The organism is Klebsiella sp. HMSC09D12 (genome assembly GCF_001808475.1).
Taxonomy (GTDB): Bacteria; Pseudomonadota; Gammaproteobacteria; order Enterobacterales; family Enterobacteriaceae; genus Klebsiella; species Klebsiella oxytoca.
Genome location: NZ_KV793503.1, coordinates 235,872 through 262,283 on the forward strand (window position 1 = coordinate 235,872; position 26,412 = coordinate 262,283).

29 protein-coding genes and 1 other annotated feature are annotated in these 26,412 nt (G+C 56.3%); of the genes, 16 read left to right on the plus strand and 13 right to left on the minus strand.

Going from position 1 to position 26,412, the window contains the following annotated elements; translation table 11 throughout:
* Positions 1-9: 9 nt before the first annotated feature.
* The 4 genes from HMPREF3178_RS23610 to HMPREF3178_RS23625 all read right to left on the minus strand — a co-directional run bounded on the left by HMPREF3178_RS23610 (position 10) and on the right by HMPREF3178_RS23625 (position 4,847).
* On the minus strand, positions 10-1,029 hold the full coding sequence (locus HMPREF3178_RS23610) for an ABC transporter permease subunit (RefSeq protein WP_004102212.1): 1,020 nt from the start codon (positions 1,027-1,029) through the stop codon (positions 10-12).
* A complete protein-coding gene (locus HMPREF3178_RS23615) occupies positions 1,016-2,548 on the minus strand; it encodes a sugar ABC transporter ATP-binding protein (RefSeq protein ID WP_004102210.1) in 1,533 nt (510 codons plus the stop codon). Before HMPREF3178_RS23615 ends, HMPREF3178_RS23610 begins: the two co-directional genes overlap by 14 nt.
* A gap of 64 nt (positions 2,549-2,612) precedes the next feature.
* Positions 2,613-3,566 carry an ABC transporter substrate-binding protein gene (locus HMPREF3178_RS23620; protein ID WP_004102208.1) on the minus strand — a complete coding sequence of 318 codons (954 nt, stop codon included), beginning with the start codon at positions 3,564-3,566 and terminating at the stop codon, positions 2,613-2,615.
* A gap of 249 nt (positions 3,567-3,815) precedes the next feature.
* Complete coding sequence (locus HMPREF3178_RS23625; protein WP_004102206.1) at positions 3,816-4,847, minus strand: LacI family DNA-binding transcriptional regulator; 1,032 nt, start codon at positions 4,845-4,847, stop codon at positions 3,816-3,818.
* A 366-nt stretch (positions 4,848-5,213) separates the two neighbouring features.
* On the opposite strand from HMPREF3178_RS23625, the gene HMPREF3178_RS23630 reads away from it, so the two are divergent.
* Positions 5,214-5,837: a DUF1062 domain-containing protein gene (locus HMPREF3178_RS23630; RefSeq protein ID WP_004102205.1), complete on the plus strand. Its 624-nt coding sequence runs from the start codon at positions 5,214-5,216 to the stop codon at positions 5,835-5,837.
* A gap of 200 nt (positions 5,838-6,037) precedes the next feature.
* The gene (locus tag HMPREF3178_RS23635) at positions 6,038-6,640 is read left to right on the plus strand and encodes a DJ-1/PfpI family protein (RefSeq protein ID WP_004102204.1); all 603 of its coding nucleotides are present in this window, start codon (positions 6,038-6,040) and stop codon (positions 6,638-6,640) included.
* Positions 6,641-6,759: 119 nt separating this feature from the next.
* On the opposite strand, the gene HMPREF3178_RS23640 is transcribed toward HMPREF3178_RS23635, so the two are convergent.
* From HMPREF3178_RS23640 to trpB, 5 genes are all read right to left on the minus strand, one after another.
* A complete protein-coding gene (locus HMPREF3178_RS23640) occupies positions 6,760-7,152 on the minus strand; it encodes a VOC family protein (RefSeq protein WP_017145838.1) in 393 nt (130 codons plus the stop codon).
* Positions 7,153-7,284: 132 nt separating this feature from the next.
* Positions 7,285-7,857 (minus strand): DUF1349 domain-containing protein, encoded by a 573-nt coding sequence (locus HMPREF3178_RS23645; RefSeq protein ID WP_017145839.1) that lies wholly within the window; start codon positions 7,855-7,857, stop codon positions 7,285-7,287.
* Positions 7,857-8,456 (minus strand): dienelactone hydrolase family protein, encoded by a 600-nt coding sequence (locus HMPREF3178_RS23650; protein ID WP_017145840.1) that lies wholly within the window; start codon positions 8,454-8,456, stop codon positions 7,857-7,859. Before HMPREF3178_RS23650 ends, HMPREF3178_RS23645 begins: the two co-directional genes overlap by 1 nt.
* 200 nt (positions 8,457-8,656) lie before the next feature.
* The gene (trpA, locus tag HMPREF3178_RS23655) at positions 8,657-9,469 is read right to left on the minus strand and encodes a tryptophan synthase subunit alpha (RefSeq protein WP_017145841.1); all 813 of its coding nucleotides are present in this window, start codon (positions 9,467-9,469) and stop codon (positions 8,657-8,659) included.
* Positions 9,469-10,662, minus strand: a complete 1,194-nt coding sequence (trpB, locus tag HMPREF3178_RS23660; RefSeq protein ID WP_004102194.1) for a tryptophan synthase subunit beta — start codon at positions 10,660-10,662, stop codon at positions 9,469-9,471. Before trpB ends, trpA begins: the two co-directional genes overlap by 1 nt.
* Positions 10,663-10,808: 146 nt before the next feature.
* Positions 10,809-10,903, minus strand: a sequence feature (Trp leader region).
* Positions 10,904-11,127: 224 nt separating this feature from the next.
* On the opposite strand from trpB, the gene HMPREF3178_RS23665 reads away from it, so the two are divergent.
* The 5 genes from HMPREF3178_RS23665 (at position 11,128) to HMPREF3178_RS23685 (ending at position 15,055) form a co-directional block, all read left to right on the plus strand.
* Positions 11,128-12,036, plus strand: coding sequence for a LysR family transcriptional regulator (locus tag HMPREF3178_RS23665; protein ID WP_004102193.1), 909 nt, complete (start codon positions 11,128-11,130; stop codon positions 12,034-12,036).
* A gap of 98 nt (positions 12,037-12,134) precedes the next feature.
* The gene (locus HMPREF3178_RS23670) at positions 12,135-12,731 is read left to right on the plus strand and encodes an NAD(P)H-dependent oxidoreductase (RefSeq protein WP_004102190.1); all 597 of its coding nucleotides are present in this window, start codon (positions 12,135-12,137) and stop codon (positions 12,729-12,731) included.
* 21 nt (positions 12,732-12,752) lie between these two features.
* A complete protein-coding gene (locus HMPREF3178_RS23675; protein ID WP_017145843.1) occupies positions 12,753-13,553 on the plus strand; it encodes a carboxymuconolactone decarboxylase family protein in 801 nt (266 codons plus the stop codon).
* Between the two features lie 4 nt (positions 13,554-13,557).
* Positions 13,558-13,986, plus strand: a complete 429-nt coding sequence (locus HMPREF3178_RS23680) for a cyclophilin-like fold protein (protein WP_017145844.1) — start codon at positions 13,558-13,560, stop codon at positions 13,984-13,986.
* Positions 13,987-14,218: 232 nt separating this feature from the next.
* Complete coding sequence (locus HMPREF3178_RS23685) at positions 14,219-15,055, plus strand: alpha/beta fold hydrolase (RefSeq protein ID WP_004102181.1); 837 nt, start codon at positions 14,219-14,221, stop codon at positions 15,053-15,055.
* 42 nt (positions 15,056-15,097) lie between these two features.
* Here HMPREF3178_RS23685 and HMPREF3178_RS23690 read toward each other — a convergent pair whose 3' ends face one another.
* On the minus strand, positions 15,098-15,316 hold the full coding sequence (locus tag HMPREF3178_RS23690; RefSeq protein ID WP_004102179.1) for a YdcH family protein: 219 nt from the start codon (positions 15,314-15,316) through the stop codon (positions 15,098-15,100).
* A gap of 145 nt (positions 15,317-15,461) precedes the next feature.
* On the opposite strand from HMPREF3178_RS23690, the gene HMPREF3178_RS23695 reads away from it, so the two are divergent.
* Positions 15,462-16,355, plus strand: coding sequence for an oxidoreductase (locus HMPREF3178_RS23695; RefSeq protein ID WP_004102177.1), 894 nt, complete (start codon positions 15,462-15,464; stop codon positions 16,353-16,355).
* A gap of 87 nt (positions 16,356-16,442) precedes the next feature.
* On the opposite strand, the gene HMPREF3178_RS23700 is transcribed toward HMPREF3178_RS23695, so the two are convergent.
* The gene (locus HMPREF3178_RS23700; RefSeq protein WP_004102175.1) at positions 16,443-16,691 is read right to left on the minus strand and encodes a hypothetical protein; all 249 of its coding nucleotides are present in this window, start codon (positions 16,689-16,691) and stop codon (positions 16,443-16,445) included.
* Positions 16,692-17,050: 359 nt separating this feature from the next.
* On the opposite strand from HMPREF3178_RS23700, the gene HMPREF3178_RS23705 reads away from it, so the two are divergent.
* From HMPREF3178_RS23705 to HMPREF3178_RS23735, 7 genes are read left to right on the plus strand one after another with little or no spacing between them, the layout of a single operon-like run.
* On the plus strand, positions 17,051-18,022 hold the full coding sequence (locus HMPREF3178_RS23705) for a phosphotriesterase family protein (RefSeq protein WP_004102173.1): 972 nt from the start codon (positions 17,051-17,053) through the stop codon (positions 18,020-18,022).
* Between the two features lie 9 nt (positions 18,023-18,031).
* Positions 18,032-18,772 carry a creatininase family protein gene (locus HMPREF3178_RS23710; RefSeq protein ID WP_017145845.1) on the plus strand — a complete coding sequence of 247 codons (741 nt, stop codon included), beginning with the start codon at positions 18,032-18,034 and terminating at the stop codon, positions 18,770-18,772.
* On the plus strand, positions 18,765-19,208 hold the full coding sequence (locus HMPREF3178_RS23715) for a PTS sugar transporter subunit IIA (protein ID WP_004102169.1): 444 nt from the start codon (positions 18,765-18,767) through the stop codon (positions 19,206-19,208). Before HMPREF3178_RS23710 ends, HMPREF3178_RS23715 begins: the two co-directional genes overlap by 8 nt.
* Before the next feature lie 26 nt (positions 19,209-19,234).
* Complete coding sequence (locus tag HMPREF3178_RS23720; RefSeq protein WP_004102167.1) at positions 19,235-19,522, plus strand: PTS sugar transporter subunit IIB; 288 nt, start codon at positions 19,235-19,237, stop codon at positions 19,520-19,522.
* A complete protein-coding gene (locus HMPREF3178_RS23725; protein WP_004102166.1) occupies positions 19,519-20,829 on the plus strand; it encodes a PTS ascorbate transporter subunit IIC in 1,311 nt (436 codons plus the stop codon). Before HMPREF3178_RS23720 ends, HMPREF3178_RS23725 begins: the two co-directional genes overlap by 4 nt.
* A 16-nt stretch (positions 20,830-20,845) precedes the next feature.
* Complete coding sequence (locus tag HMPREF3178_RS23730) at positions 20,846-21,586, plus strand: sugar isomerase domain-containing protein (protein WP_070585526.1); 741 nt, start codon at positions 20,846-20,848, stop codon at positions 21,584-21,586.
* Positions 21,587-21,600: 14 nt separating this feature from the next.
* Entirely contained in the window at positions 21,601-22,356 is a 756-nt protein-coding gene (locus tag HMPREF3178_RS23735) for a GntR family transcriptional regulator (RefSeq protein WP_004102164.1), read from the plus strand.
* Positions 22,357-22,514: 158 nt separating this feature from the next.
* On the opposite strand, the gene HMPREF3178_RS23740 is transcribed toward HMPREF3178_RS23735, so the two are convergent.
* Entirely contained in the window at positions 22,515-23,822 is a 1,308-nt protein-coding gene (locus tag HMPREF3178_RS23740) for a serine hydrolase domain-containing protein (protein ID WP_017145847.1), read from the minus strand.
* Between the two features lie 108 nt (positions 23,823-23,930).
* Between HMPREF3178_RS23740 and HMPREF3178_RS23745 the strand changes: the two genes are divergently transcribed.
* The gene (locus tag HMPREF3178_RS23745) at positions 23,931-24,809 is read left to right on the plus strand and encodes a LysR family transcriptional regulator (RefSeq protein WP_004102162.1); all 879 of its coding nucleotides are present in this window, start codon (positions 23,931-23,933) and stop codon (positions 24,807-24,809) included.
* 126 nt (positions 24,810-24,935) lie between these two features.
* Here HMPREF3178_RS23745 and asd read toward each other — a convergent pair whose 3' ends face one another.
* The gene (asd, locus tag HMPREF3178_RS23750; protein WP_017145848.1) at positions 24,936-26,054 is read right to left on the minus strand and encodes an aspartate-semialdehyde dehydrogenase; all 1,119 of its coding nucleotides are present in this window, start codon (positions 26,052-26,054) and stop codon (positions 24,936-24,938) included.
* Positions 26,055-26,412: the final 358 nt, after the last annotated feature.

Sequence of the window (26,412 nt, forward strand, 5' to 3'; positions counted from 1 at the left end):
CAGGGAAAGCTAGCGGGTACGGGCGATCTCTTTTTTCCGCCAGAAGGTAAACAGTTCCGGATGCTGCTTCAGTCCGTCAATCGCCACGGCAAGAATGATGACGATGCCTTTAATCAATAGCTGGGTGAAAAAGGGGACGCTCAGCAGAATCAGGCCGGTGCTGAGCACGCCGAGAATTATCGATCCAATCAGGGTGCCGATAATTCGCCCGCGTCCTCCGGCGAGGCTGGTGCCGCCCAGCACTACCGCCGCAATGGCGTCCAGTTCATATCCCGTACCCGCCGTAGGCTGGGCGGAAATGACCCGGGCGGCGAAGATAATGCCCGCCAGACCCGCGCAGATGCCGGCAATCATATAAACCGCCGCCAGTACGCGTTTTACCCGGACGCCGGCCAGGCGCGCGGCCTGGGCGTTGCCGCCGACGGCATAGATATGACGACCGAACCGCGTGCGCTCAAGAATGAACCACGCCAGCAGATAAACCACCAGCATAATAATGACCGGAACAGGGATGCCGGCGAGATAGCCATTCCCCAGTTCGCGGAAGCTCAGGCTACTCGATACAATAGGTTGCCCTTCGGTAATGGTGTAGGCCATCCCGCGCAGGAAGGTCATTGTGCCGAGAGTGACGATAAAGGGCGCAAGAGCGAGATAGGCGGTGAGCACGCCGTTCAGCAGACCGCAGAGCGCGCCCACGCCCACGCCGGCCAGAATCGCCAGCGGCGCAGGGATCCCGGCCATCGCCGCAACCACCGAGATCACGCCGGAGACGGCGACGATAGACCCGACGGACAAATCAATTCCGCTGGTTAAAATGACGAAAGTCATGCCCGCCGCCAGAATAGCGTTGACGGAAATCGAGCGGGCGATATTCAGCAGATTATCGACGCGGTTAAAGTTTGGCGCAAAGGTCGACATCAGGATCAGCAGCACCAGCAGAACGATTAAGATCCCCACCCGATCCCACCATTTCGCAAAATCAAACGGCGCTTTGACCGGCAGTTCCGTCACAGGTTTATTGTTGTCCATGGCATTCTCCGGATTGACTGGTAAAGGTTCCTGTTGCGTGCAGCATCACTTCTTCTTCCGTTGCTGAATATGAGGGTAACTGGTGAACGATTCGGCCGCCGCGCATAACCAGCACGCGGTCGCTGATGCCGATGGCCTCCGGTAAATCGGAGGAGATCACCAGAATGGCTTTCCCGGCGCGGGCGAGTTTGTCGATCAGTTCGTAAATTTCCCTTTTGGCGCCGATATCCACGCCGCGGGTCGGTTCATCGAGGATAAGCAGCCTCGAATCGCGCAGCAGCCAGCGCGCCAGCGCCGCTTTCTGCTGGTTTCCGCCGGACAGGGCGCTGACGGGCAGTTCGACCGCATTTTCCCGCAGCCGTAACCGGCGCATCTGCTCAAGGACGGCGGCGCGGATGGTTTTGCGTTTAACCACGCCGCTGGCGACAAAGTTCTCCAGCGAGCTGATATCAATGTTGTGCTCAACCGAATGACCCAGAAACAGGCCCTGGGTTTTGCGGTCCTCGGTCACCATCCCGATTCCGTCGGCGATGGCGGCGGTGGGATCTGACGGATGGCTTACCTTGCCGTTAATACGTACGCTTCCCTGGGTGCGGGGGTCGGCGCCGAATAACAGGCGGGCCACTTCGGTTCGGCCAGAGCCAACCAGCCCGGACATGCTGACGACTTCGCCCGCTTTGACCTCAAAGGAGACCGGGCCGGTTGCGCTACCCGCCAGATCCGCGACCTCCAGCAGTACTTTGCCGGGCGTACGCGGTTCGTGCTGATAGAGATCGACGATTTGCCGGCCGACCATCATGCGTACGATATCGGTGGTCGAGACGCTGCTCAGGGTTTCCGTGCCGATCCACGTGCCGTCCCTGAACACCGTGACCCGGTTTGCCAGCTGCCATACCTCTTCCATGCGGTGCGAGATGTAGACCATCCCGACCCCATCCTGACGCATCTGCTCGATCAGCCGGTAAAGCTGGAGGGTCTCCGCCCGCGACAGGGCGGCGGTCGGCTCATCAAGCACCAGTACTTTTGCGTTTTCACTGACGGCGCGGGCGATCTCGACCATTTGCTGACGTCCGATGCTCAACGAGCCGAGCGGCGCCTGCGGGTCGATGTCCGCGTTAATCCGGTCCAGCTTCTCCCGGGCCTCCCGGAGCATCCGTTTGCGATCGAGAATACCGGCGAAAGAGGTCGGTTCCTGGCCGAGAAACAGATTTTCCGCCACCGTCATATCGGGAACCGTATTCAGCTCCTGATGGATGATGGCGATGCCATATTTGCGCGCATCTCTTGGCGTGCGAATATCAATCTCCTGCCCGTTGATATAGATCGCGCCGCTATCGCGCTGCTCGTTTCCGGAGAGGATCTTCATCAGCGTGGATTTACCCGCGCCGTTTTCCCCCATCAGGGCATGGACCTCTCCGGCGAATAAATCAAAGCGTACGTTGTTCAGCGCGAGGGTCGCGCCGTAGCGTTTTGAAATCCCTTCCAGCCTGAGCAAGGGGGGTGAAGTGATGTCGGCCATTGTCTTTGCCCTCCGGGATGAACCCAATCGTCATCCCGTTTTTGCCTCTTGAGTGATGATGTGATTACCAGCCCGGATAGCTATCTACGTTGTCGCGCGTGACCAGCACGCTGGGGATCAATACGGTAGGGGACGCAATAGGCTTGCCGTCAACCATATCCTGAGCAAGCGAGATGGCCTGGCGCACCATTTCGCCCGGGTTTTGCGTGGCGGTGCCGATAAACGGTGAGCCGCTGCGCTTGAGTTCTTCAACCGCTTCCGGGCTGCCGTCTACGCCGGTGACTTTAATCGCACCGGCTTTGCCGGCCTGCTCAACGGCCAGCACCGCGCCGAGCGCCGAAGGATCGTTCATACCGAAAATACCGGAGACATCCGGATTGGCGGTGAGCATATCGGTGGTGACCATCAGGCCTGAAGCGCGGTCGTTGCGGGATGCCTGCTGCCCGACGATTTTGATATCCGGATATTTTTGCGCGACGTTTTTACAGCCTTTGATGCGGTCAATAATGGTTTGAATCGGCGTGCCGTCCACCAGCAGCACTTTGCCTTTGCCGCCCATCTGGCTGAACAGATATTCGCAGGAGGTTTCGCCGGCCTGGATGGCATTGGTCATGATCGCCGCGTCAGCGCCCCTGGCGGGCGTATCGACCGCGATAACGATAATTCCGGCGGCTTTTGCCCGCTGAATGGCCGGCTCGATGCCGGACTCATCGACGGCGGAAATAATGATCAGATCCACTTTCTGCTGAATAAAGGCGTCAATCTGCGTGTTCTGGTTTGCCAGATCGACCTGCGCATCTTGTACGTTAAGGGTTGCGCCGATTTTTGCCGCGGCCTGCTTTGCGTTCCTTTCCATTGCCGAGAAGAAGGGGTTGGACATGTCCTGCACCATTAAGCCGATGTGGGATATTTTTTTGCCCTCCTGCGGCGCGGCGCTGGCGGCGGGGATAAATCCTGTCATGGTGGTGATTACCGCAGTAACCGCGACAGCCAGAAATGCTTTACGAAGTTTGGTCATATTCTGTTCCTTTCATTATCGTGTGGTATGACGTACGGCCAGGTGTGGGGAAGCCTCAGAAATAATCCCCTGATGTTGTTTTTTTACTGGCGGCCGATTATTCAGCCGTTATTTAAATCTCAAAATGATTAGAGAGGGCTGGCAAACGCGTTGCGAACGCTTTGCCGCTGTTAGCCGGCCCGCGCGCGCGAAGCGGCGTCGGGCAAGTCCATTCGGACGAAACGTTGTCAGCAATCTCTATAATGTCTTTTAATTGTTATGCGTTTTTTTACAGCCGCAGGACTGGCGAATAACCAGCTCGGCGGGAACTTTACGTTGGGTGTTGATTTCTCCTTTCCCTTCCGGGTTAATTAACTGGATAAGCATTTCAGCCGACTGTCTGCCAATCTCTTCGCTATTTTCATTGAGCACCGTCAGCGGCGGATTTAATAGCGGCGCCCAGTCGAATTCGTCGTAGGCAATCAGGGCCATATCCTCTGGAATGGCTATCTGGCGCTGCTGGAGCTGTTTGAGCGAACCCAACAGGATAGGGTTGTTACCGGCAATAAGGACATCCGGCAGCGCTTTCTGGCAGTCGAGGTACTGGCTCAGTTTGTCTGCAGCCGACTGCGCGTCGTTTTCCGTTTCGACAACTTCAAGCGTAGCGCCGCACCGCTCGGCGGCCTCGCGTATCCCGCGCTCGCGTTCAAAACGCGTGGTCCAGCGGTCCGGGTAGATAAGGAGCAGCCAGTTTTTATAGCCGTGCTGCGCCAGATGGTTTCCCACCAGCAGGCTGGCATGGTAATTGTCGGTCGTGACGCTGGGAAAGTTGTGCTCGCCGCGGGGCGGGGAATCAACGAAGACGACCGGGATGTCCCATTTCGCCAGCAGAGTCAGGCTTTCCGGCTGCAGCGTCACCGTCGAAATGATCCCGGCCATCCGTGACTCGATCAGGCGGTTAATCATCCGATCTTCCTGCGCGCGGTCGTAGATGCCGTTGACCGCAATATCGCCAAGCACCACGGTCCACTGCGAAGGCTGCAGCATCTGCTGAATGCCCGACATCAGGTTGAGATAGTAAGAGTTCGACGCATGGGCGGTGATCACCGCCACCGAGTCTCTGCTCGAACGGCGTAGCGCCTGGGCCGCGCGGTTGGGTACGTAGCCGAGCTCTCGCGCCACTTTTAAAATCAGCTCCCGGCTGTCGTCAGCGACGCCATCGCCACCGTTTAGCGCGCGCGAAACGGTAAACATGGAAAATCCCGTCGCTTCGCTCACATCCCGCATCGTTGCTTTACGCATTTTTCGCTCTCTGCTTTTAAGAAATTACCTGCGATATAAACGGTTATTGTCTGTACCTAAACGTTTATGAGAGTAAACATAAACGTTTAGGTTTGTTTGATCAGTGAGCCGCTTCTCGTTTTGTGAACAGAAGGTAAATAACGTTGTTTGTGAATGATTTCTATGAATTTATTGATTTAATGCATATTTGACCCGCCAGCCGCTTTGGTATTCTTGGCCTCTTCATTAGCGGTCAGACAGGGTAGTCGCGTTGGAAATCTTTTTTTAACCCACTGAAAAGTATTCTCTAAATATTTTTCACATTGCAAATATCACGGTCCGTTATCGACGGATCCGCTTTTGTATGGGTTAAAAAAAAGGTTCACCATGAAAGTCACATGGAACGTCAGCCCTGCGGGCTACCAGCTGCTAAGCAAACGCTGTCCCGCCTGCCATGGGCAGCAGAAATTCACGCCATCCGGAGCCTTCCGGATCAATTCGCAAAAAAAACAGCTCGATGTCTGGAGTATCTATAAGTGCGTCCGCTGCGCATACACCTGGAACATCAGCCTGTTCTCTCGTTTACCCGTCAGTAAAATAGATCCACACCTCTATGAGCGACTCATGGCAAACGATAAATCTGCTGCAGAGGACTACTCTCACGATTTGCAGGTTCTGCGGCGCAATAGCGCGTTGTTAGCGGGTTCGCCTGAATTCGTCGTACGGGAAGGCTGGCGAATCAGCCTTGTCCGTGCTGCTCAGGTCAGCGTCAACGTCTACGTCGAGCGCGCTTTTCAGGTCAGCTTACTGGCGGTGCTACGTAGACAGCTCGGCCTTAGCGGCAGCGCGATCCGCAAATGTCTGGCGGCGGGCGATATCGCCGGAATTACGCTGAAAGAGCTACGTTCGCCGAGGATACGGCCAGAAGGACACAGGCTTTATATCGTGAAGGAACTTCTTCTGGCGCGCAGGCGAATTTCATTAAATACCGGCTCAGATCTCAGGAGATGATAGCCCGTTTCCCCGGATAGATTGCTATCCGGGGAGCTGACTCGCAAAAATGGAGCCCGGTTGTCCACGGTGGAAAAATAACCTTGCCTTTCTTACTGTGCATTTATACAGTTTCTGGTGACGACGCGGCGACCAGTGTCGATCGACTCGCCGGATATTGCGACGGCAAATTCTGTTTAAAAAAGGAGAAAACCCTGTCTATGGATACGCGTAAAGAAGTGCTGTTTGTCCTCATCCAGGAGTATGCCGACTGGGAGTTTTCGCTGCTGGCACCCGGCCTGCGCCGGGGGTTTGGCGTATGGGAGCCGCGCTACGAAGTCAGGACCGTAGCTGCGGATGAGGGGCCCGTGAGGTCAATTGGCGGGGTGCGCTGTCTGCCGGATTATACCTTCCAGACGATACCTGATGACTACGCTGCTCTGGTGCTGGTGGGGGGAATGAACTGGTGGGGAGAGGAGGCTCAGCGGGTTGTGCCTCTGGTTCAGCAAGCGCAGGCGCGGCAGATCGTCGTCGGCGCAATATGCGATGCTTCGGCATTCCTCGGCGCACACGGTTTTCTTAATGATGTTGACCATACCTCCAACGGCCTTGCATACCTGCAGAGCAGGGCGGGGTCAGCCTATCGCGGCGCCTCACGGTACAAAAACGTGCCATCGGTCCGCGACGGTAACCTGGTCACCGCCAACGGCGTTGGCTTTCTGGATTTTACCTGCAATATGCTGTCTGCCTTAAACGCGGCCCGCCAGGAAGAGATCGAAGCCATGAGGGCGACCTTTACGTCGGGAATGTTTACCGAGGGCTGATGCGGACCATCGCAGTGGGCTGCGGTCGTCTCATCAGGCTAACCGCATCCGGCGCGCCGCTCAGAGACAGACAGGGTCTCGCAATGGACAACCCTGCCTGAATTTGCCGGCCAGCGGCCTCAGTCGGCGTTTACATAATAAACAAATGCCAGCTTATTGCCGTCCGGATCTCTGACGTAGGCGCTGTGGAAGCCTTCACCGTACTGAGGGCGATGTCCCGGAGCGCCTTCATCGCTTCCTCCCAGACTGAGCGCCAGCTGATGCAGCTGCTGAATATGCTCAACCGAACGTGCGTTCAGAGCCACCATAACGCCGTTGCCGGTTGTCGCCTGCTGCTGATTAAACGGTTGGCCAACGCACAGCCCGATGGTGCTGTTTCCGCTGAATGTCCCCCACGATGCGCCTTGATCGCTTCGGCCGCTTTGCGGCTGCCCCAGCATCTCCATCAAAGGATCGTAAAAACGAATGGCGCGCGGCAGATCGTTAGTGCCGAGCATAATATAGGAAAACATGACGCCTCCTCCTTTTCGCCTGCAAGTTGTTGCCAATCTAGCAGCAAGGTGAAATGTCATGCAGTCCCGGCAGCCAGAAATCATACCTTCGTCGCGATTATTCAGCGAAAGCGTCCGCCCTGGGGGCTCCCCTCAGCTTAAATCGTGCAAATCTTTATCGTTGGGCGGCAGCAGCGATATTTCGTCGAAATTAACCCGCAGGCCGCTGCGCTGTGGCGTACAGCACATGATGCCCACTTTCGCGGCGCCGGTCGGAAAAGGGCACAGCCGCAGTAGCGGCCACTGGTGGCCATCCGTTGAGTACTGCAGGCGCAGCGCTTCGCCCCGACGGGTCAGGCGCAGCCAGAACGCCGCGGGGTTGCCTGGAAAAATGCCGGTGGCCCAGTCTGAAGTTCCCAGCGTCAGTACGCTACCGATGGCGGGCGCGCCGTCGTTGTACTCGATACCGGCCTTAAGCCAGTGCCGGGCGTCCTGCATTAACATAATCCCCGCCTGGTCATACAGGGTGCTGAAATCTGCGCGCACCCGCACCTGAAAGGTGAAATCCCCCGCGGCTTCCGTGGCATAGATATGCCCGGAGAAGCGCTCAAACCCGTACCAGGTTTCGCGCCAGAAGTCGGTTTCCTCATCGGTTACGACGCTAAGTGAGCCGTCCTCTTCCGACCATGTTGCGGGTTCGTTAATCCATTGAAATACCTGTTGCATCAGGCCTCCTGTCTTTGCTGAATAAGCGTTAAAAACTGCAGCGTATCTTCGTCTGCCTGCTGCGTAAGGCGCGGATCCCACGCCGGACTGTCAGCGTCGCAAAAGCCGTGCTGCGCATTGAACATCCGGCAGGTCACGGAGGGAACGTTCTCCAGCTGATCTTGCATTACCCGGGGATCGAACGCCGGTTCCTCGCTGGCGAGAATCACCAGCGTCGGGCAGGGCGGCGCAACGTCGCTGTAGTGGCGGATCCGCGAGCCGTAGTGGCAAATCGCGGCGTTGCAGAAACCGCTTCTGGCGGCCAGCCAGGCTAAGGTGGCGCCCACGCTATAGCCGATGAGGATTAGCATGCCATATTTTGTTTTCAGCTCGGCCAGCAGCGACTCAATGGCGGTGGTGTCGAATCCGACGTTATCGTTAAAGTGACGCCAGGCTTGCTCCTGCTGCTCATAGGCGAACGGCGCAGAGTGGGGAAAAAGCGCTGGCGTGTAGACATCGAAGCCGCGGCTGCGCCAGGTCGCGGCGGTTCGCTGAATATGCGCATTAATGCCGTAGATTTCATGCAGCAGGATGATGGCTTTATCACACTCAGGTAACATAAATGCGCCTCGGTCGGATAAAAACAGGATTGTCAGGTGGCCGAATGATGGTGTCTGGGGAAACGGGCTAAATTTTGCAGCACTCAGGCCAGAGCAGCAAGCTCCCTTTTTACGTTACCCTGCATATCCCTTAGCGGCCAGACGATATTGCCGGTGATGGATATTCATCACCACCGGCATTTTGCCGCATTAACCCCACGCTATGTTGGCCTGACGGTGGCTGTTTTCAGGTTGCGGGCGAAAGCCTTCAACTGACAGAGCATCGCCTCCCGATCGTCCTGGTGTTGTTCGATGATTTTCACTATTGCTGAGCCGGAAATAGCCCCGGCGGCTCCCGCTTTCATGGCATCCGCCACCTGTTCCGGGGTTGAAATACCAAACCCCTGAATCGGCGGTGGCGCCTGATAGTCACCAAGCTTAGAGACCAGATGTTCCAGCGGCAGCGCGGCGCGTTTTTCCGCGCCGGTTACGCCCGCGCGCGACAGCAGGTAGGTGTAACCGCGGCCGTGAGCGGCAATGTGTCTCAGCAGCTCATCGTCCGCATTGGGTGGGCAGATAAACACGGGCGCAATATCATGGCGCATCGCGGCCTCGCGGAACGGCGCCGACTCTTCGAACGGGACGTCTGCTACCAGTACAGAATCGACGCCCACGCGGGCGCAGGTGGCATAAAACGTCTCGATTCCCCGGTTATACACCAGGTTTGCGTACATCAGCAGACCGATGGGCAGCGCCGGATACCTGGCGCGAATGGCGGCCAGCATGTCAAAGCAGCGCGCAGGGGTGACGTTGGCTGCAAACGCGCGCAGGGCGGCATTTTGTATTGTCGGGCCGTCGGCCAGCGGATCGGAGAAGGGAATCCCCAGTTCCAGCGCATCGGCTCCGCCCTCGATCAGCGCATCGATAATTTGCAGCGACAGATCCGGCTGCGGGTCGCCGAGCATCACGAAGGGAATGAACGCGCCTTCTCCCCGAGTTTGCAGTCGCGAAAACATATCGTTATAGCGTTTCATCACATTTCTCCTCGCGCTTGCAGAATGTCGTGCACGGTAAAGATGTCCTTATCGCCGCGGCCGGAAAGGTTCACCACCAGCAGCTGCTCTTGTTGCGGATTGTCGCGCATCATTCTTAAGGCATGCGCGAGGGCGTGGGATGACTCAAGTGCCGGAATAATGCCTTCAGAACGGCTCAGGGTTTTAAATGCCGCCAGCGCTTCATCGTCGGTGACCGAAACGTATTCCGCGCGGCCAATACTGTTCAGATAGGCATGCTGCGGCCCGACGGCCGGGAAATCGAGGCCGGCGGAAATAGAGCAGGACTCTTTGATCTGGCCGTCATCGGTTTGCATCAGCGGCGTTTTCATGCCGAAATAGATGCCGGTCCGCCCGTGTTTCAACGGCGCGCCGTGTTCCCCGGTCTCAATACCCAGGCCAGCGGGCTCAACGCCAATCAGTCCGACCTGGGGCGTATCGATAAAGTCAGCGAACATGCCGATGGCGTTGGAACCTCCGCCAACGCAGGCGATAACCGCATCCGGCAGGCGCCCCTCTTTTTCGAGGAGCTGCGCTTTGGTCTCTTCGCCGATGATGCGCTGAAATTCGCGTACGATAGTCGGGAAAGGATGCGGGCCAGCGGCGGTGCCCAGCATAAAGTGGGCGGTCTCATAGCTCCCGGACCAGTCGCGCAGCGCTTCATTCGAAGCATCTTTCAGGGTGGCTGAGCCGCTGTGCACCGGGATCACTTCGGCCCCCATCAGGCGCATACGAAAGACGTTTGGCGACTGACGTTCAATATCTTTCGCCCCCATGTAGATACGGCACTTCAGGCCCAGCAGCGCGCTGGCCAGCGCCGAGGCCACGCCGTGCTGACCGGCGCCGGTTTCGGCAATAATTTCGGTTTTGCCCATCCGTTTTGCCAGCAGCGCCTGGCCGAGCACCTGATTAGTCTTATGCGCGCCGCCGTGCAACAGATCTTCACGTTTGAGATACAGGGTAGTGCGCGTACCCTGCGTCAGGTTACGGCAGCGCGTTAGCGCCGTCGGGCGACCGGCGTAGTTTTTCAATAGATGGGTTAATTCCGCCTGAAAGCGCGCATCTTCGCGTGCGCTAACAAACGCCTGTTCCAGCTGGCGTAGCGCGGGGATGAGGATCTGCGGAACGTACGTACCGCCGAATTCGCCAAAGTAGGGGTTAAGTAAGGGACTCATTATTGCTCCTTGTTGTATGTGCAGTGTCTGATGATTCGGGGTCTGCCCCCGGAAAGGACGCTGCACATGAAGTGAAATCGGGTACTGCGCAGCGGCTCCCGGCTGCTTGCACTTCGGCAGATGCGTCCCATGCGTAAAATCCGGGCGAAAAAAAGCCCGCGTTTTAGCGGGCCGGGTATCGGTGTGCAAACTGCAGACGTGACGATACTGCCCGTTATCGGGAAGTACGCCACCAGCCGTGCAGATTCATGATGATTACGCGTTGCATTATTCGCTATCCTGAAATTTATCTTGTACTAGTAAACTAGTTTGATAGGTCAATGTCAATGGCATAATGATTGACGCCCAGAATCAATGGAGGCCGCTTTTCCGGCCAGGGCTGGCGTTACGCCAGATTGCTTTACGCCATCAAATCAAGGTAACGTTGTTTTTTCAGCTTATTTTCTATCTGGTTAGCGAGAACGTATGAATGTAAACCGTTCCGATATGGCCGACCTGGTCTATTTTTGCGCCATCGCTCGTCATCGCAGTTTTAGTAAGGCCGCCGTCGAGCTCGGCGTAAGCGCCTCGACGCTGAGCCATGCCCTGAAGGGGTTTGAGGCGCGGCTGGGCGTGCGTCTGCTGAACCGTACGACCAAAAGCGTAACCCTGACGGCGGCAGGCGAGAGTCTGGCCAGCGCGGTGAGCGAGCCGGTGGCCGCCATCGATGGCGCGATTGAACAGCTCAACCAGTTTCGCGACTCGCCTGCGGGACATATTCGGCTTAACGTCGCTGTCGAGGCAGCCACGCTGCTGCTGGCGCCGATCCTGCCCGTTTTTGCCGAACGCTATCCCGATATTGAGCTGGATATCGTGGCCAGTAACCGCATTGTTGATGTCACCGAAGCGCGTTTTGACGCCGGTATCCGCTATGGCGGAACCGTACCGGAAGATATGGTGGCGCAGCGCCTCTCCGCCGATGTGCGCTGGGTCGTCGCCGCGTCGCCCGATTATCTTGCCCGCTTCGGCGAGCCCCTGCACCCCAACGATCTTCAGCACCACCGCTGCGTCAGCAACCGTCTGGGAAACAATCGGATTTATAAATGGGAGTTTGAGCGCGGTGAAGAGCAGCTGACGATCAAAGTGCCGCCGCTGTTAACCGTCGATCTGGCGGAGACGGGCGTGGTGGCCATCCTTCAAGGATTCGGCCTGATGTACCTGCCGGAGCCGCTGATTAGGCAGCACGTCAGCGAGGGGCGCCTGCGTCTGGTGCTCACCGACTGGGCCTCTTACGGGCCGGGATTCTATATCTATTACTCCAGCCGACACCAGATCCCTACCGGATTGCGCCTGCTGATCGCGCTGGTCCGTGAACTGCAGCCGCTCGGTTTGTAGCCTGATTGATGAAAATGACTCACAGCCCCATTCGATAGCGAGGGCTGGCTCCTTCTTTTTGCGCAGCTTAACCTGTGGCAAAAGAGAAGGAGAGCTCAATGACATATTCGCCCCGCAATTTCGCCGGTCTGCTGTGGTTTGTGGCCATCGCCATCGTTCTGTTTAGTCATAACCGCGTCAGCCATGCCGCCGAGGTTAAAACGCTGGTTATCGTCTCTCATCCTTACCCTGAGCAATCGGTGTTGACGAAAGGTCTTCAAGCCGCAGCGCAAAGCGTGCCCGGCGTGACCGTACGCAATCTTGAGACGCTTTACGGCTATGATAGCCGCAATATCAATGCCGATGCCGAGCGTCGATTGATGCGGGAACACTCGCGCGTCGTGTTTATCTTCCCGACCCACTGGTTCAACATCACGCCAATGATGAAGGCCTGGCTGAACGATACCTGGGGCAGCGTGGGGCCGGGCGTATGGCAGGGTAAAGAGATGCTGATTGTTACGACCGCCGCGGGAGGAGAATCGACATACGGCGAATCCGGGCGAACTGGCGTCAGCCTCGCCGACGTCTTCACGCCGATGAAGGCCAGCGCTCTGCATGCGGGAATGACCTGGCTTCCTCCGCTGGTTTTTCAGAGCGCCAGCCGCAGTCAACTGCCTGAGTACCAGCGTCAACTGGTGGAAAGGCTGAAGAATTAACGTGCCGGGAAGGAGTACAGGATGAAAGCTTTTATTGCCGCTGCGGCAATGTCGTTGATGCTGGGCGCGCCTGTCCAGGCAGAAGAAAAGAGAGGTGAAAAAATGGTTCCACTTAGCCCAACCGTACTGTCCGCTGAGGATGTCCAGTCCGTCGCGCCCGCGCTTGTCCGCTTCGGCAGCGAGGTGCTGATAGACGATCTCTGGCAGCGAAGTGAACTCTCGCGTCGCGATCGCAGCATCGTGACGGTGGCGATTTTGATCGCGCGTAACCAGCCCGCCGAGCTAAAACAGTATGTTGATGTTGCCCTGGATAACGCCGTCACGCCGGTCGAAATTTCCGAGATCATCACGCATCTGGCTTTTTATTCCGGCTGGCCTAACGCGATGGCCGCTGTTGCGGTCACGAAAGATATCTTTGCCGCCCGCGGTATCCGCCGCGAGCAGCTGGCTTCGGCATCTCCCGAGCTGCTGGCGCTTAATCAGGCGGCGGAAAATCAGCGCTCGACAATGGTGGAGCACAACTTCGGCGCAATTTCGCCCGGGCTGGTGAAGTTTACCGCTCAACCGCTGTTTCTCGACCTGTGGCAGCGGCCGGGGCTGAAACCGCGCGATCGTAGTCTGGTGACGGTCAGCGCGCTTATCGCCGCCGGGCAAAGCGCGCAAATTGGCTACCACCTTAACCGGGCGATGGATAACGGCCTTACCGCGCAAGAGGCGGGGGAGATTGTTGCTCATGCCGCGTTCTATGCCGGCTGGCCAAACGCCTTTTCGGCAGTAGCGGTGGTGGGGGAAGTCCTGCGCGCTCGCGGTCTGGAAGGGTGAGCGGATGCTGAAAACGCTCGGTGCGGTGCTATCCATTTTGATCATGATGACGGGCGCGGCATCCGCCGCCGCCAGGGAGAACGCGGTGAAGATTGAGTTTGTATTTAAGGGCGTCACGGTCGTCGGCTTGCTGGACGAGAGCGCTGCGGCTAGTGCGTTTGTGGCGCAGCTGCCAATGACGGTGAAGCTTGAGGATTATGGTTCTACGGAAAAGATCGCCTGGCTGCCGGAGAAGCTGCGCGATGTGGATGCTGGCGAATCAATGACTCCGCGACGCGGCGATATGGCCTATTACGCGCCGTGGGGCAACCTGGCTATTTTTCGCGAAGACTTTCGCCACTCGCCCGGTCTGATAAAGCTCGGGCGGGTGGAAGAGGGACTGGCCTCGCTCGACCAGCCCGGCGCGGCAACGGTGACCATCAGGCGTTACTAAGTTTATCCAGCGTTAAATGACCCTGACGACTTTATTTAATGGGCTTTCTACAGCCCATTTGTTGAATTCTTTTCGCATCTCCGGCATCGCAAAAATCATCTACACTTTTTCTGCGCATCACTTTCAAACCTGACGAGACACGCTCGTTAAGGCTGAGCATCCGACCTTTACACCCGACCAACTGCAGGCGTCAGGCCCGCAGCCTTGTTTTCTCTTCAGAGGAGTTTGTAACATGGCATTTGTGACCACCAAAGACGGCGTCAACATTTACTTTAAGGACTGGGGCCCGAAAGAGGCGCAGCCCATCGTATTTCATCACGGCTGGCCATTAAGCGCCGATGATTGGGATAACCAGATGCTTTTCTTCCTGGCAGAAGGCTTCCGGGTGATTGCGATTGACCGACGCGGTCACGGTCGTTCAGATCAGGTGAGTGACGGTCACGATATGGATCATTATGCCGCCGATGCCTCCGCGGTGGCGGAGCATCTGGATCTGCATAACGCCGTTCATGTCGGGCACTCTACCGGCGGCGGGCAGGTCGCGCGCTACGTGGCGAAGTATGGACAACCGCAGGGGCGCGTTGCCAAAGCGGTGCTGATCAGTTCGGTTCCGCCCTTGATGGTCAAAACGGAGAGCAATCCTGGCGGTACGCCAATTGAAGTCTTCGATGGTTTTCGCCAGGCGCTGGCTGCCAATCGCTCGCAGTTTTATCTCGACGTGGCGTCCGGCCCATTTTATGGCTTTAACCGTGAGGGCGCGGAGGTGTCCCAGGGCACTATTCAGAACTGGTGGCGGCAGGGCATGACCGGTAGCGCAAAAGCGCATTATGAGGGGATTAAAGCCTTCTCTGAAACCGACCAGACCGAAGATTTAAAAGCCATTACGCTGCCGGTGCTGGTGATGCAGGGCGATGACGATCAGGTGGTGCCTTATCAAAACGCGGCGATACTGCAGGATAAGCTGCTGCCGAACAGCCAGCTGAAAATTTATCCCGGCTTTCCGCATGGCATGCATACCTCCCACGCCGATGTGATTAACGCCGATCTGCTGGCGTTTATTCGCTCGTAGTCAGGCGGTATAAGAAGGCCGCCATGGCGGCGGCCTTATCGTCTACATCAGGCTTTCATGCTGGAGGATTTTGAGCATTTCATCCTTCAACATAAGTTTTTCTTTCTTCATCTGTACGAGCTCGAGACTGTATCCTTTGCCATCGACTCCTTCTATCCGGGAAATGTCGTGATCGAGTGCGTTATGTTTTTCGAATAGCGACTGAAAGCGCGGGTGCGTGGTTTTCAATCGAGAAATCAGCTCTCTGTATTCTGGAAACATGTACCTTCCTTGTTAATGGAGAAAGTGTGTACGACGACACACACATTCAGATTACCCATATGAATAAAATGGTAATGCGAACGAAGTCGCGTTTATGTTATGTAGCCATGAAATCTCAGGGGCCGGAGGCGGCCTGGAGGCATAGATGAATGTTGAAGAACCCACCGTTGCGTTGATTGGTCCCGGCGCAATTGGCACCACCATCGCCGCCGCGCTGCACGAGGTGGGTCGAACGCCTCTGGTATGCGGCCGGCGCGCTCACCCGCAGCTATCGCTACGTTTCGATGGCGGAACGATTGTGGTTCCGGGGCCAGTCGTCACTGAACCGTCTTCGGTCGTTGCGCCGTTCGATCTGCTTTTTGTGGCGGTAAAAGCAACGCAAATTGCCGCTATTGCGCCGTGGCTTAAAGCGCTATGCCATGCGCAAACGGTGGTTTGCGTGCTGCAAAATGGCGTTGAACAACGAGCGCTTTTCGCGCCTCATGTCACGGAAGCGACGGTACTGCCGTCGGTCGTCTGGTTCCCCGCGCAGCGCGAACCGGAAGCATCAGTCTGGCTGCGGGCGAAACCGCGCCTGACGCTGCCCGATGCGCAGGGGGCTGAACGGGTACAGTATGCGCTACGGGACACGCGCTGCGCAGTGGATATTAGCGACGATTTTCTCTCCGTGGCGTGGCGTAAACTGCTGCAAAACGCGGTTGCGGGCCTGATGGTACTGGCGGGACGGCGGGCAGGCATGTTTGCGCGCGAAGATATCACCGCGCTGGCTTTTGCTTATCTGCAGGAGGGGCTGAAGGTTGCTCGCGCCGCAGGCGCCAGGCTGGACGAGAGCGTGGCGCAGGAGATCGTCGCGGGATTTCATCGCGCGCCTCCGGACTTAAGTACTTCTATACTCACCGACCGTGAGGCTGGTCTACCGCTGGAGTGGGATATTCGTAACGGGGTCGTGCAGCGTTACGGCCGTATTTACCACATTGCCACGCCGTTAAGCGATGTGATTGTGCCGCTGCTGGCCGCCGCCAGCGACGGTCCCGGATAAAGGCGCGGGCGGCGGCACTAATCGATTATTGTTCTGCGAGCTCTGGCGACAGGTGACCAAAACGCCGGTGTGTTGCGTTTCCCGTGATTAGAGAGATTCTGCCAGCCGGTCTACGACAACTTTGCCGCTATTATCAAACTGGGTAATTCGATAATTCACGCAATACGAACGACGGGTGGAAAATTGATTGAATAACGCCACCCGGCCTTTTTTATCGCCATTTTTACTCACAATTATCCATTCGGTGACGTCCGTTGAATTGCCGTTATCGCTGCTGGCGTCCTGCTGTTCCACCAGTCGATCCTCTTTTTCTACCTTCAAAAAATCTCGTAACATTTATTTATCTCCGCTCATCATTGTTTTTAACAATACTCTCTTTATCGATTCATTCAATTAAACATTTTAATCAAAGGTATTGATTATTAGTCTGAAATGCATTGGTTTAATAGGTGCGTATCCAATTGAATTAATAGAACATAAATTTAATCGCCTCATCTGAAACACCTATATTTTTCCATGAGTAACGGTTTTTTAGCCCGAATCTATTTACGTGACAACGTCACATAAATGTTAATGTCGACCCACCTCACAGATAAGAATTTAATATTATTGATGCGAACTTGATCACTTGACTGGTCAAGTGAGTCGCGCCTATGTTGAAGGCACCTTCTTATCCGTTCCGGAGAGTAAGAAACATGGCCATCATTCGAACGTTAAACGGGGATATTTCCGCTAATCAGCTGGGCGTAACCTACAGCCACGACCATATCTACTGTATTCCGCCCTATTGGGCCGAGCGTCAGGATGACGACCTCTTGCTCGACGATCCACAGGCTTCTGAGCGTGAATTAAGCGACTTCCGCCAGGCGGGAGGCAATGCCATCTACGACGCCACCGCGCCGGATTATGGTCGTCAGGCCGCTGCCGTCGCGGCCATGGCGCAGCGCCAGCAGCTGCACATTATTGCCACCGCGGGTTTTAACAAAGGGTTTCTGTGGAGTAGTCAGCGACCGGGCACAGCGCAAACTTTTGCCGAGTGGATTGAGCGTTCTGACGTCGACGAACTGGTTGAACACGTTTGCCGCGAGGTCACCGAGGGAATCGAAGGCACCGCGCATCGGGCCGGCGTAGTGAAATGTGGCACCGGCTATAACGCCATTTCCCCTCTGGAATACAAAACTATGGAGGTTATCGTTCGCGCCCAGCAGCGTACCGGGGCGCCGATGCACAGCCATACGGAAATGGGGACGATGGGACTCGAACAGGCGCGGATCTTTAAAAAATGGGGACTGGATTTGTCCCGCTTATGTTTTGCCCATATGGATCGCAATCCTGACCCCTGGCTGCACCGTCAGATCGCCAACACCGGGGCGTTTCTCTCATTTGACGGTATCAGCCGCATTAAATATCACCCTGAGCACATTCGCACCCAGGCCATCCTGGCGCTCTGCCAGCGCGGTTATCAAAAGCAGATTTTGATCGGCGGTGATTTTGCCCGTAAATCCATGAGCGCGCATTACGGCAAAGGGGGACTGGGGCTGAAGTTCATCCTCAGCGACTGGCGGCCAAGATTCATGGAAGAGGCCCGGGAGGCGGGGTTTGACGGCGAAGCGTTGCTGCATGATTTCTTCGTCGAAAACCCGGCGCGTTACCTCGCTTTTGCCTGAGGAGGCGTCATGAAGCTGCATCATTTAAATGAGCGCGAGGCCAGGCGGGCGCTACAAAAGGCGCGGATAGCCTTACTGCCCCTTGGCGCGGTCGAACCGCACGGCGACCACCTGCCGCTGGATACCGATAACCTGCTGGCCGAGCGGTTTTGCGCGCGGCTTGATGAGCAGTTGGGCGAGTGCGCGCTGAGCCTGCCGGTTATCTCCTATAGCCAGGTCTGGTCGCTGCGCGGGCATGCGGGCGCGATTGATATCGGTAATGAACGGCTGACGTCGCTGCTGGTGGCGCTGGCGGAAAACATGGCCAGCTACGGTATTACCACCACGGCGGTGATCAACTCGCATTACGGCAACTTTGACGCGATTAAAGCCGCTTCCCGCCAGCTTAAAGAGCAGGGCATCACGCTGCTTAGCTACAGCTGGGCAGGTATGGATGAAGAGGTAAAAAAACGACAAACCTCGGCGGTGGCTTATCCGGGATATATGCATGCCGACGAGGTCGAAACCTCGCTGATGCTGGCGCTGGCGCCGGAGTTCGTCAACATGGCGGAGGCGCGCGCGCACTATCCCGAATTCCCGCAGAATTTTCGCTATCAGCCGATGCGCTGGACCGAGTTTTCTGCTTATGCGGTGCTGGGGGACCCCACCCTGGCGAGCGAAGAGAAAGGGCGCGCGTTTGTTGCCCGGGCGCTGGCGACCACCCTGGCCTCCATTCGCCACCACTTAACGCAAGGAGCCCGTGATGATTGAACGTCAGTCGATAACCGTTGACTGCCCGGCCGCTACCCCGGAGGAGGCTATTCGCGAGGCGGGGAACGCGCTGTGCCGCGCGGGGGCCTGCAGTCCGCAATACGTCCAGGCGATGATCGCCAGCTATCGCGAGCTGGGCCCTTATTTTGTCATCGCCCCTGGTCTGGCCCTGCCGCATGCCCGTCCGGAACAGGGAGCGATCAAAGCGCAAATTAGCGCGATCCGGCTGCGCGAACCGCTGGCGTTTGGTCATGCGGAAAACGACCCTGTGCGGGTGGTTCTGGGCCTTTCGGCTACCAGCAGCGACGCGCATATCCACCTTATCCAGCATATCGTCACCGTGCTCAGTGATGAAAATAATCTGCATACCCTGATGCATTCAGACGATCCGGAACAACTTTATCGGCTGTTGGCCAGCGGCTCACAGCGTTTATAGCTGTAATTAACACGGAGTGAATAGCGATGAAAATTCTGACAGTCTGTGGTTTAGGTATGGGCTCCAGCCTGATTTTAAAAATGAACGTTGAGGCGGTATTAAAGCAGCACGGGATTCAGGCCTCCGTGGAACATATGGATGTCTCATCCGCCGCTTCGGCCAACGCCGATGTCGTCATCACCAATGCTGAACTGGTGGACAACCTGAAGCATCTTTCCTGCCCGGTGGTGGTAGTAAACAACTACATTGATAACGCAGAAATCACCGCGGCGCTGACCCAGGCGCACATTCTGCGCGCGGGAGAGCCAACATGAGCGAGTTTCTTGGCGTCCTGCGCTGGATCACCATCAACATATTTGGTGAGGCGTCGATTTTAATTGGCCTGATCGTGCTGCTGGGACTGGTTTTGCAGAAAAAATCGCTGGCAGACATTGTGTCCGGCACCCTGAAAGGCATTCTGGGTTTTCTGATCATCGGCGCGGGGGCCGGGATTATCGTTTCCGCGCTACTGATCTTTCAGCCGATCTGGACCGAAGTTTTCGGCCTCAGCTCGATGAATCTGACCAATATTATCGGTCAGGCGCGCTTTAGCGAACGCTACGGAAGCAGCGTGACGATCGCCATTGCCGGCGGTTTCGCTATCAATCTACTGCTGGCCAGGCTGACGCGCTTTAAATATATCTATTTGACCGGACACATGATGTTCTGGACCACCATGATATTTGCCGGGGTGATGGTGAACACCGAGCCCGCTATTTCTGCGCTACAGCTGACGCTCATGCTGACGGTTATCATGGGACTGTACTGGACCTTGCAGCCCGCGCTGGTTCAGCCATGGGTACGGAAAATTACCGGCAACGATAACGTGGCGCTGGGGCATACTTCCGCCTCGGTCGCGCTGCTGGGGGCCATTTTCGGCCAGATCTTCGCCCGTAATAAAATCAGTTCCGAAGATATCAAAGTCCCTAAAAAGCTCGGTTTTCTGCGCGATTCCAACGTGGTGACCGCGTTAACCATGGCGCTGCTGTTTTTTATCGGCACCTTTATTCTGCAAATCAAAGGCACCCCGAAAGCGGCGGAGATCCTTGCGCAATCCGGCGACCTGAGCTTCTACATCTATGCCCTTAAACAATCGCTGATGTTCACCGGTGGCATCGCCGTGGTGCTGCTCGGGGTGCGGATGTTTATTGGTGAAATGGTGCCCGCGTTTAACGGCATCGGCTCGCGGCTGGTTCCGGGGGCCAAACCTGCGCTGGACTGCCCGATTCTGTTCAACTTTGCGCCAAATGCGGTGGTGCTGGGGTTCGTCGGCGCCTTTGTGGGATCGCTGCTGTGGCTGACCCTGATCGGCCGCTATACCGGCTACGTATTTATTCCCAGCATGATCGTCATTTTCTTCCATGCCGGTACGGCAGGGGTCTTCGGCAATATCACTGGCGGCTATAAAGGCGCGCTGCTGGCGGGATTTATCACCTCAACGGTGGTCGCCTGGGGACAATATTTCTGCGTGACCGGCTTTATCAACAACACGATCCCGGATACCGCGCTGTGGGCGGGCGATAGCGATATGTTTGTCCTCGCGCCGCTAATCCATCTTTTGACCCGCTTGCTGACGTTCTGATATCAGGAGGAAGTCTATGAGCCAGGCACTGAAACAGTATTACAGTCAGATCCGCCAGAAGCTGGGGTTGCTCGAACAGCGCGCCGATGAGCTGAACCGGGCGGCAGAAATGATGGCCCACAGCGTTCTGGCGCAGCGCAATATCTTCGTCTTTGGCGCCAGCCACGCCGGTATTCTGGCGGAGGAGATGAGCTATCGGGCAGGCGGTCTGGCCATCATCAACCCGCTTTTTACCCCTGCGCTGATGCTTAATGTCAGGCCGTTAACCCTTACCAGCGCGGTGGAAAATGTGGAAAATCTTGGCCGCGTGCTGGTTGAACAGTCGCCGCTGAGGGCCGACGATACTCTGCTGATTCACTCAGTGTCGGGGCGAAATGCGATTACGATCGATGTCGCGCTGGCGGCAAAAGCCTGCGGAGCCAGGGTTATCGCCATTACCAGCCTGGCGACGGCGGCACTAGTCTCTTCCCGCCACTCCAGCGGTAAACTGCTGGTAGACATTGCCGATATCACCCTTGATAACCACTGCGAGTATGGCGATGCGGCGGTGAGCCTGCCGGGGCTGGCGCAGAAAGTGGCGCCGCTCTCCACCATCATGGGGGCGGCCATCGCCAACAGCCTGGTACTGCGTATTTGCGAAATTATGCTGGAAAATGCGCGCACGCCGCCGGTTCTCGCCAGCGCAAACATAGACGGTAATCAGGAGATAAATCAGGATATACTGAGCGCATACAGGAGCCAGATACACTATCTCTGAGTTGGAGCGCAAGTATGTATGAGTCGGATGGACTCCCTCTCTATTTAAGAATAAAAGACGTTATCCTGCAGCGGATCCTCTCTTTTACCTATGACGATAAACTCCCGGGCGAGCTGCTGCTTGCCGGGGAGTTCAAGGTGGCGCGCGGCACGATTAAACAGGCGATAGATTCGCTGGCCAGCATCGGTATGGTTTATCGCGAGCAGGGAAAAGGCACGTTTATCAACCGCGATGCGTTGCAAAAATACTACACCGACCTGCCGGACGTACTGACCACCTTTGCTGCTCCCGGCGCGATAGAAGTGGAGGTGCTGTCGCTGATTTCAACCATGGCCGACCGCCACGTAGCGGAACAGATGGGGCTCGATTTGGGTAGCCAACTGATGCGTCTGGAGCGGTTACTCGTGCAGGGGGAGCGGCCGGTCGGCCACGTGCTGACCTGGCTTAATGGCCGAATTTATAACGACCTGAGTCACGTGGACGGCAGCCGATCGCTCTATAAACAGCTGCGGGAAACATTCGGCTACTCGCCGGCTAACGCGACCGAACGCTATACGCCGGTGTGCTGCGATATCCGCACGGCGGGATTGCTGAATATTGAACCCGGGCGCCCTCTGTTTCGCATTGAGCGCGTCGCGCGCGATCTTGATGACGTGGTCCTTGAATACAGCGTCACCCATACTCTGGACGCCAGCCTGTCGCTACAGATCGCCACCAGTCAGAGTAGCGTGAGTCAGCAGTGGAACTGCACGATCGAGAAAGGGCGCTGATCCGCCTTATATTACCGGCTTGCCACCCCAGCGACAGGCAGATGATAGCCAGCGTACCGCAGCAGCTTTGCCGTTGGCAGGCTGGCTTCCAATCGTTTAAAAATGGCTGAGCTCACTTCGCTCATGGTCTGCAAAAGAGCGACAGTTTTAAACCGGCATTAGCGTAACGCCTTCGCTATCGCGCTAAACATCAGCGACGCCTCAAGCGGTTGGGCGCTGAAGGAGGGTTCAGCCTGCGGCCAGGTCGACCACTGCACGATGACCAGATTTTCCGCCTGATTGACCATAATCATCTGACCAAATATCCCCAGCGCCCACAGCGAATGTTGAAGGGATGCCTGCGGAGCGGGCTCAACGTTGCTGGCATTGGCCGGCACTTCATTGTTCCACCACTGATAGCCGTAGAGACCGTTTGGATGTGCCGCGGATACTGAACCTGTCGCCCGGGTCCAGTTTGATGATTCGGCGACCCAGTTTTCCGGCAAGATCTGCTCGCCGTTCGGCAACACGCCGTTATGCAGGATGAACTCACCGAAGCGCCCCCAATCTTCTAGCGTGGCGTTAAAGCCATGCGCGCCCACGTCGTGCTCACTTTTTGTATAGGCATGCCACACGCCATCGCTCGCCATACCGTAGGGTTGCCAGATACTTTTCTCCAGATACACCGCCAGCGTCATACCGGTGGCGCGTTCCAGGACATCACCCAGTAGCCAGGCGCCGCCGGAGGAGTAAGACCAGTTCTCTCCGGCCGGATGCGCCCGACGCAGGCCGGACACCAGCTGACGTACGCAGTCATAGGCGCCGGGTCTGGCTTCACACTCGGTAAGCCGGGCGAAGTCCGATTGCGGATTAGTATAGTCTTCATTCCACGCCACCCCGGAGGTGTGGCTAATCAGCTGCCTCAGCGTCACGCCTTCCCAGGCGGTGCCTTTCAGGTCGGGTTCATACTGGGTGACAAGATCGTCGAGCGAGTGAATTTTGCCCTGTTTAATCGCCACGCCCACCAGCGTGGATACCACGGACTTGCCCACCGAGCGCGAGGTCCAGAGGGTGGTGTCGGTATTGCCTTCCGCCAGATATTTCCAGGCAACTTTGCCATTTTTCAGCACCAGCATGCCGCTGACGTTCTGGCGCTGCAGATAATCCTGCAGGGTCCAGGTGTGGCCATTAACTTGATAGCTGGCGTGAGTTAACCGTTTCGCTGCAGCCTGCAACGGTACGGCATGACCGTGATGAAACACATCGCCTGCGTAATTGCGGTAGTCGTTACGAAAGCCGATTACCCGGTCGGTCTGGCTCCAGGTGAGCATTTTATGGGTATCCGGAAGCTGTGCATCAAAGGGAGCAGGGCACGCGCTAAGTTCGGTCCCGGGGCAGGCGGCCTGCGCGATGGGGGCCAGCAGGCCGCTGCAGAGGGTGATGACAACACTGGACAGCAGGCGACGATTAACCACTTTGTTTTTCATATTTTTTCTCGTTCAGCTCAGGAAGGCGTTTAGCTTAAAAAAATGCGGCCTATAATAAAAAACGCCTCATGGGGGAAAATCCCCCCGAATAACCGAGTGGAGAGCACAATGCCGACCCTGATGTATTCTTTTGCCCAACTGGAAGCCTTCACCGCTGTGGTTGAGTGCAAAAGCCTGGCGAAAGCGGCGCGCCAGCTGGGCAAGGACCGCACGACGCTTCGCGATTTGATTGAGTTCCTTGAAGATGGTCTGGGGTATGCGCTGTTTCTGCGTCAAGGTCGCAGCTTGCAGCTGACGCCGGAGGGGGAACAGCTGCAGCGTCAGGCGCACCTGCTGATGCGCCAGGTCAAAGCCTTTGAAGCCTTTGCCAAAGAAGTGCCGAATAGCGCCACGCAGGATATTACCCTGGCCTACGATCCCTTTACCCCCAGAACGTTGTTGCAGGCGCTGATTGGCGCCATGGCCCGGCGCAACGTTCGTCTGAGCCTGATTAACGCCTCGCGTGACGAGGCGGAAAGGCTGCTGGCGAGTGGATTGGCCGACCTGGGTATCTGCCAGGCGCGACATCGCAGCGTGGGCGACGCTATGGAGTGGCGCGCCCTGGGATCAATCGAGATGGATTTTTACGCCTCCGAAGCGCTTTTTCCCGCCGCTAAACAACCGCTTTCTCTGCTGGAACTTTCGCTGGCGCCGCAGGTGATTATGCACCCGGATACTGACGAGCCCGTGGCCCGCCGTCTGCAGATTTCAGGGCGCACCATTTTTACCAACGAACAGGAGATGCTGCGCGCCCTGCTTGAACAGGGCTGCGGCTGGGGATTTTTGCCGACGCACATGAATGCGGCGCGGTGGAAAAACGTCAAAAAATTGCCGACCGAAGTGGGTAATCAGGGGATCGGCCAAACGATGGTGACCATCTGGAAGCCCGGCAACGACAGGCGCACGCTGGTGGCTGACGCGCTGGCCTTGTTGCCGGAACTGTGGTGAAAGCAGAGCCTCGCTGTGGGTTTGACGGCGACAGGCCGGGGCACAGGATGCCGCGGTGGTGGAACCGATATTTAAATATATTTCCCTGACCACCATTCTGGTATTAAAACGCCTGCCGCAGAAGAATTAAACGCGATTAAGCAAGATATTTAACATACGACGCAAAGGCTCCGCCGCTCCCCATAAAAGCTGATCCCCAACGGTGAGTGCCGAATATACAGGTTCATTATTCAGGGCCATTTTTTTATAACGGCCTATGCCTACCTGCAGCGAGCCACTGATATAGGCTGGGGTTAATTTGCTGACGCTGTCGTTTTTATTATTGGGGACATAGTTAACCCAGGGATGGGCATTACCCACTAATTCAGCAAATTCAGCTTCGCTGACTTCACGCTTTAATTTTAAAGTAATCGCTGCGCTATGGCAGCGAATGACGCCAACCCGAATGCATAAACCGTTCACGGGAATAGTTCCGCGGGGCAAGCCCAGAATTTTGTTCGTTTCTGCTTCGCCTTTCCACTCTTCGCGGCTATTGCCGTCGCCTAAATCGGCATCAATCCAGGGAATGATGCTTCCCATTAGGGGGGCGCCGAAGTGTTGGACGGGCATGCCCGCGCTGTTAATCAGTTCGCTGACTTTATTGACTAAAGGAAGGACTGAGCCGGAGCTGGTCAATTCCTCTGCCGACAAATGATTGCTCACCCAGGCGCTTTGCGCGATTAATTCTCTGACATGTTTAGCGCCAGCGCCGGATGCAGATTGATAGGTCATCACGCTCATCCATTCGATCAGGTCAGCCTTGAGCAAGCCGGCGAGCCCCATCAAGCTGAGGGTAATCGAACAATTACCGCCGACAAAAAGTTTTAGCCCTTGTTGGATTGCCCGATCGATATGGGTACGGTTAACCGGATCGAGAATGATACAGGCTTTTTCATCCATGCGAAGCGCCGATGCCGCATCGATCCAATAACCCTGCCAGCCATGCGTAATAAGTGCGGGATAAATGGCTTTAGTATAATCGCCGCCCTGGCAGGTGATAATAATATCCATATCGGCGAGTTCACTGACTGAATTCGCATCTTTAAGGATATAACTCTCGCCATCTATAGTTGGGCCAACGGTCCCCGCGCTGGAGGTACTAAAAAAATGTGCAGCGATATCACGGAAATCGTTTTCTTCAACCATGCGTTGAAGCAATACAGAACCTACCATGCCACGCCAACCAATAATGCCGACCTGTTTCATTTACTTAGCCTTTGCTCTGTTATAAAAAAGTTAAATCTTGCGTGGTTTTATATCGCACTCTTAAGTTCAGGTCATCAAAAATAAATGGAATTGATATCGTAATAAGAATATTTAATCAGGGGTTAGAGAAAGTAATAAGAGAATTTTCGAAGACCAAATAAAAAACCTAATCTGCTTACACTTATTCCTCTGCCGTTCTTTCATGCAACACGGCTGGGTGTGGCTTTCGCCGCGCATCATGCTGCTCTTTTCAGTCAACACGATCGCTGTCGGCAACGGCAAAAGGGGCCGAGGCAGAAAAAACTGGACGCTTGCGTACGCAGGCGTAATATACGAAACATATATAAATCGTAATGGT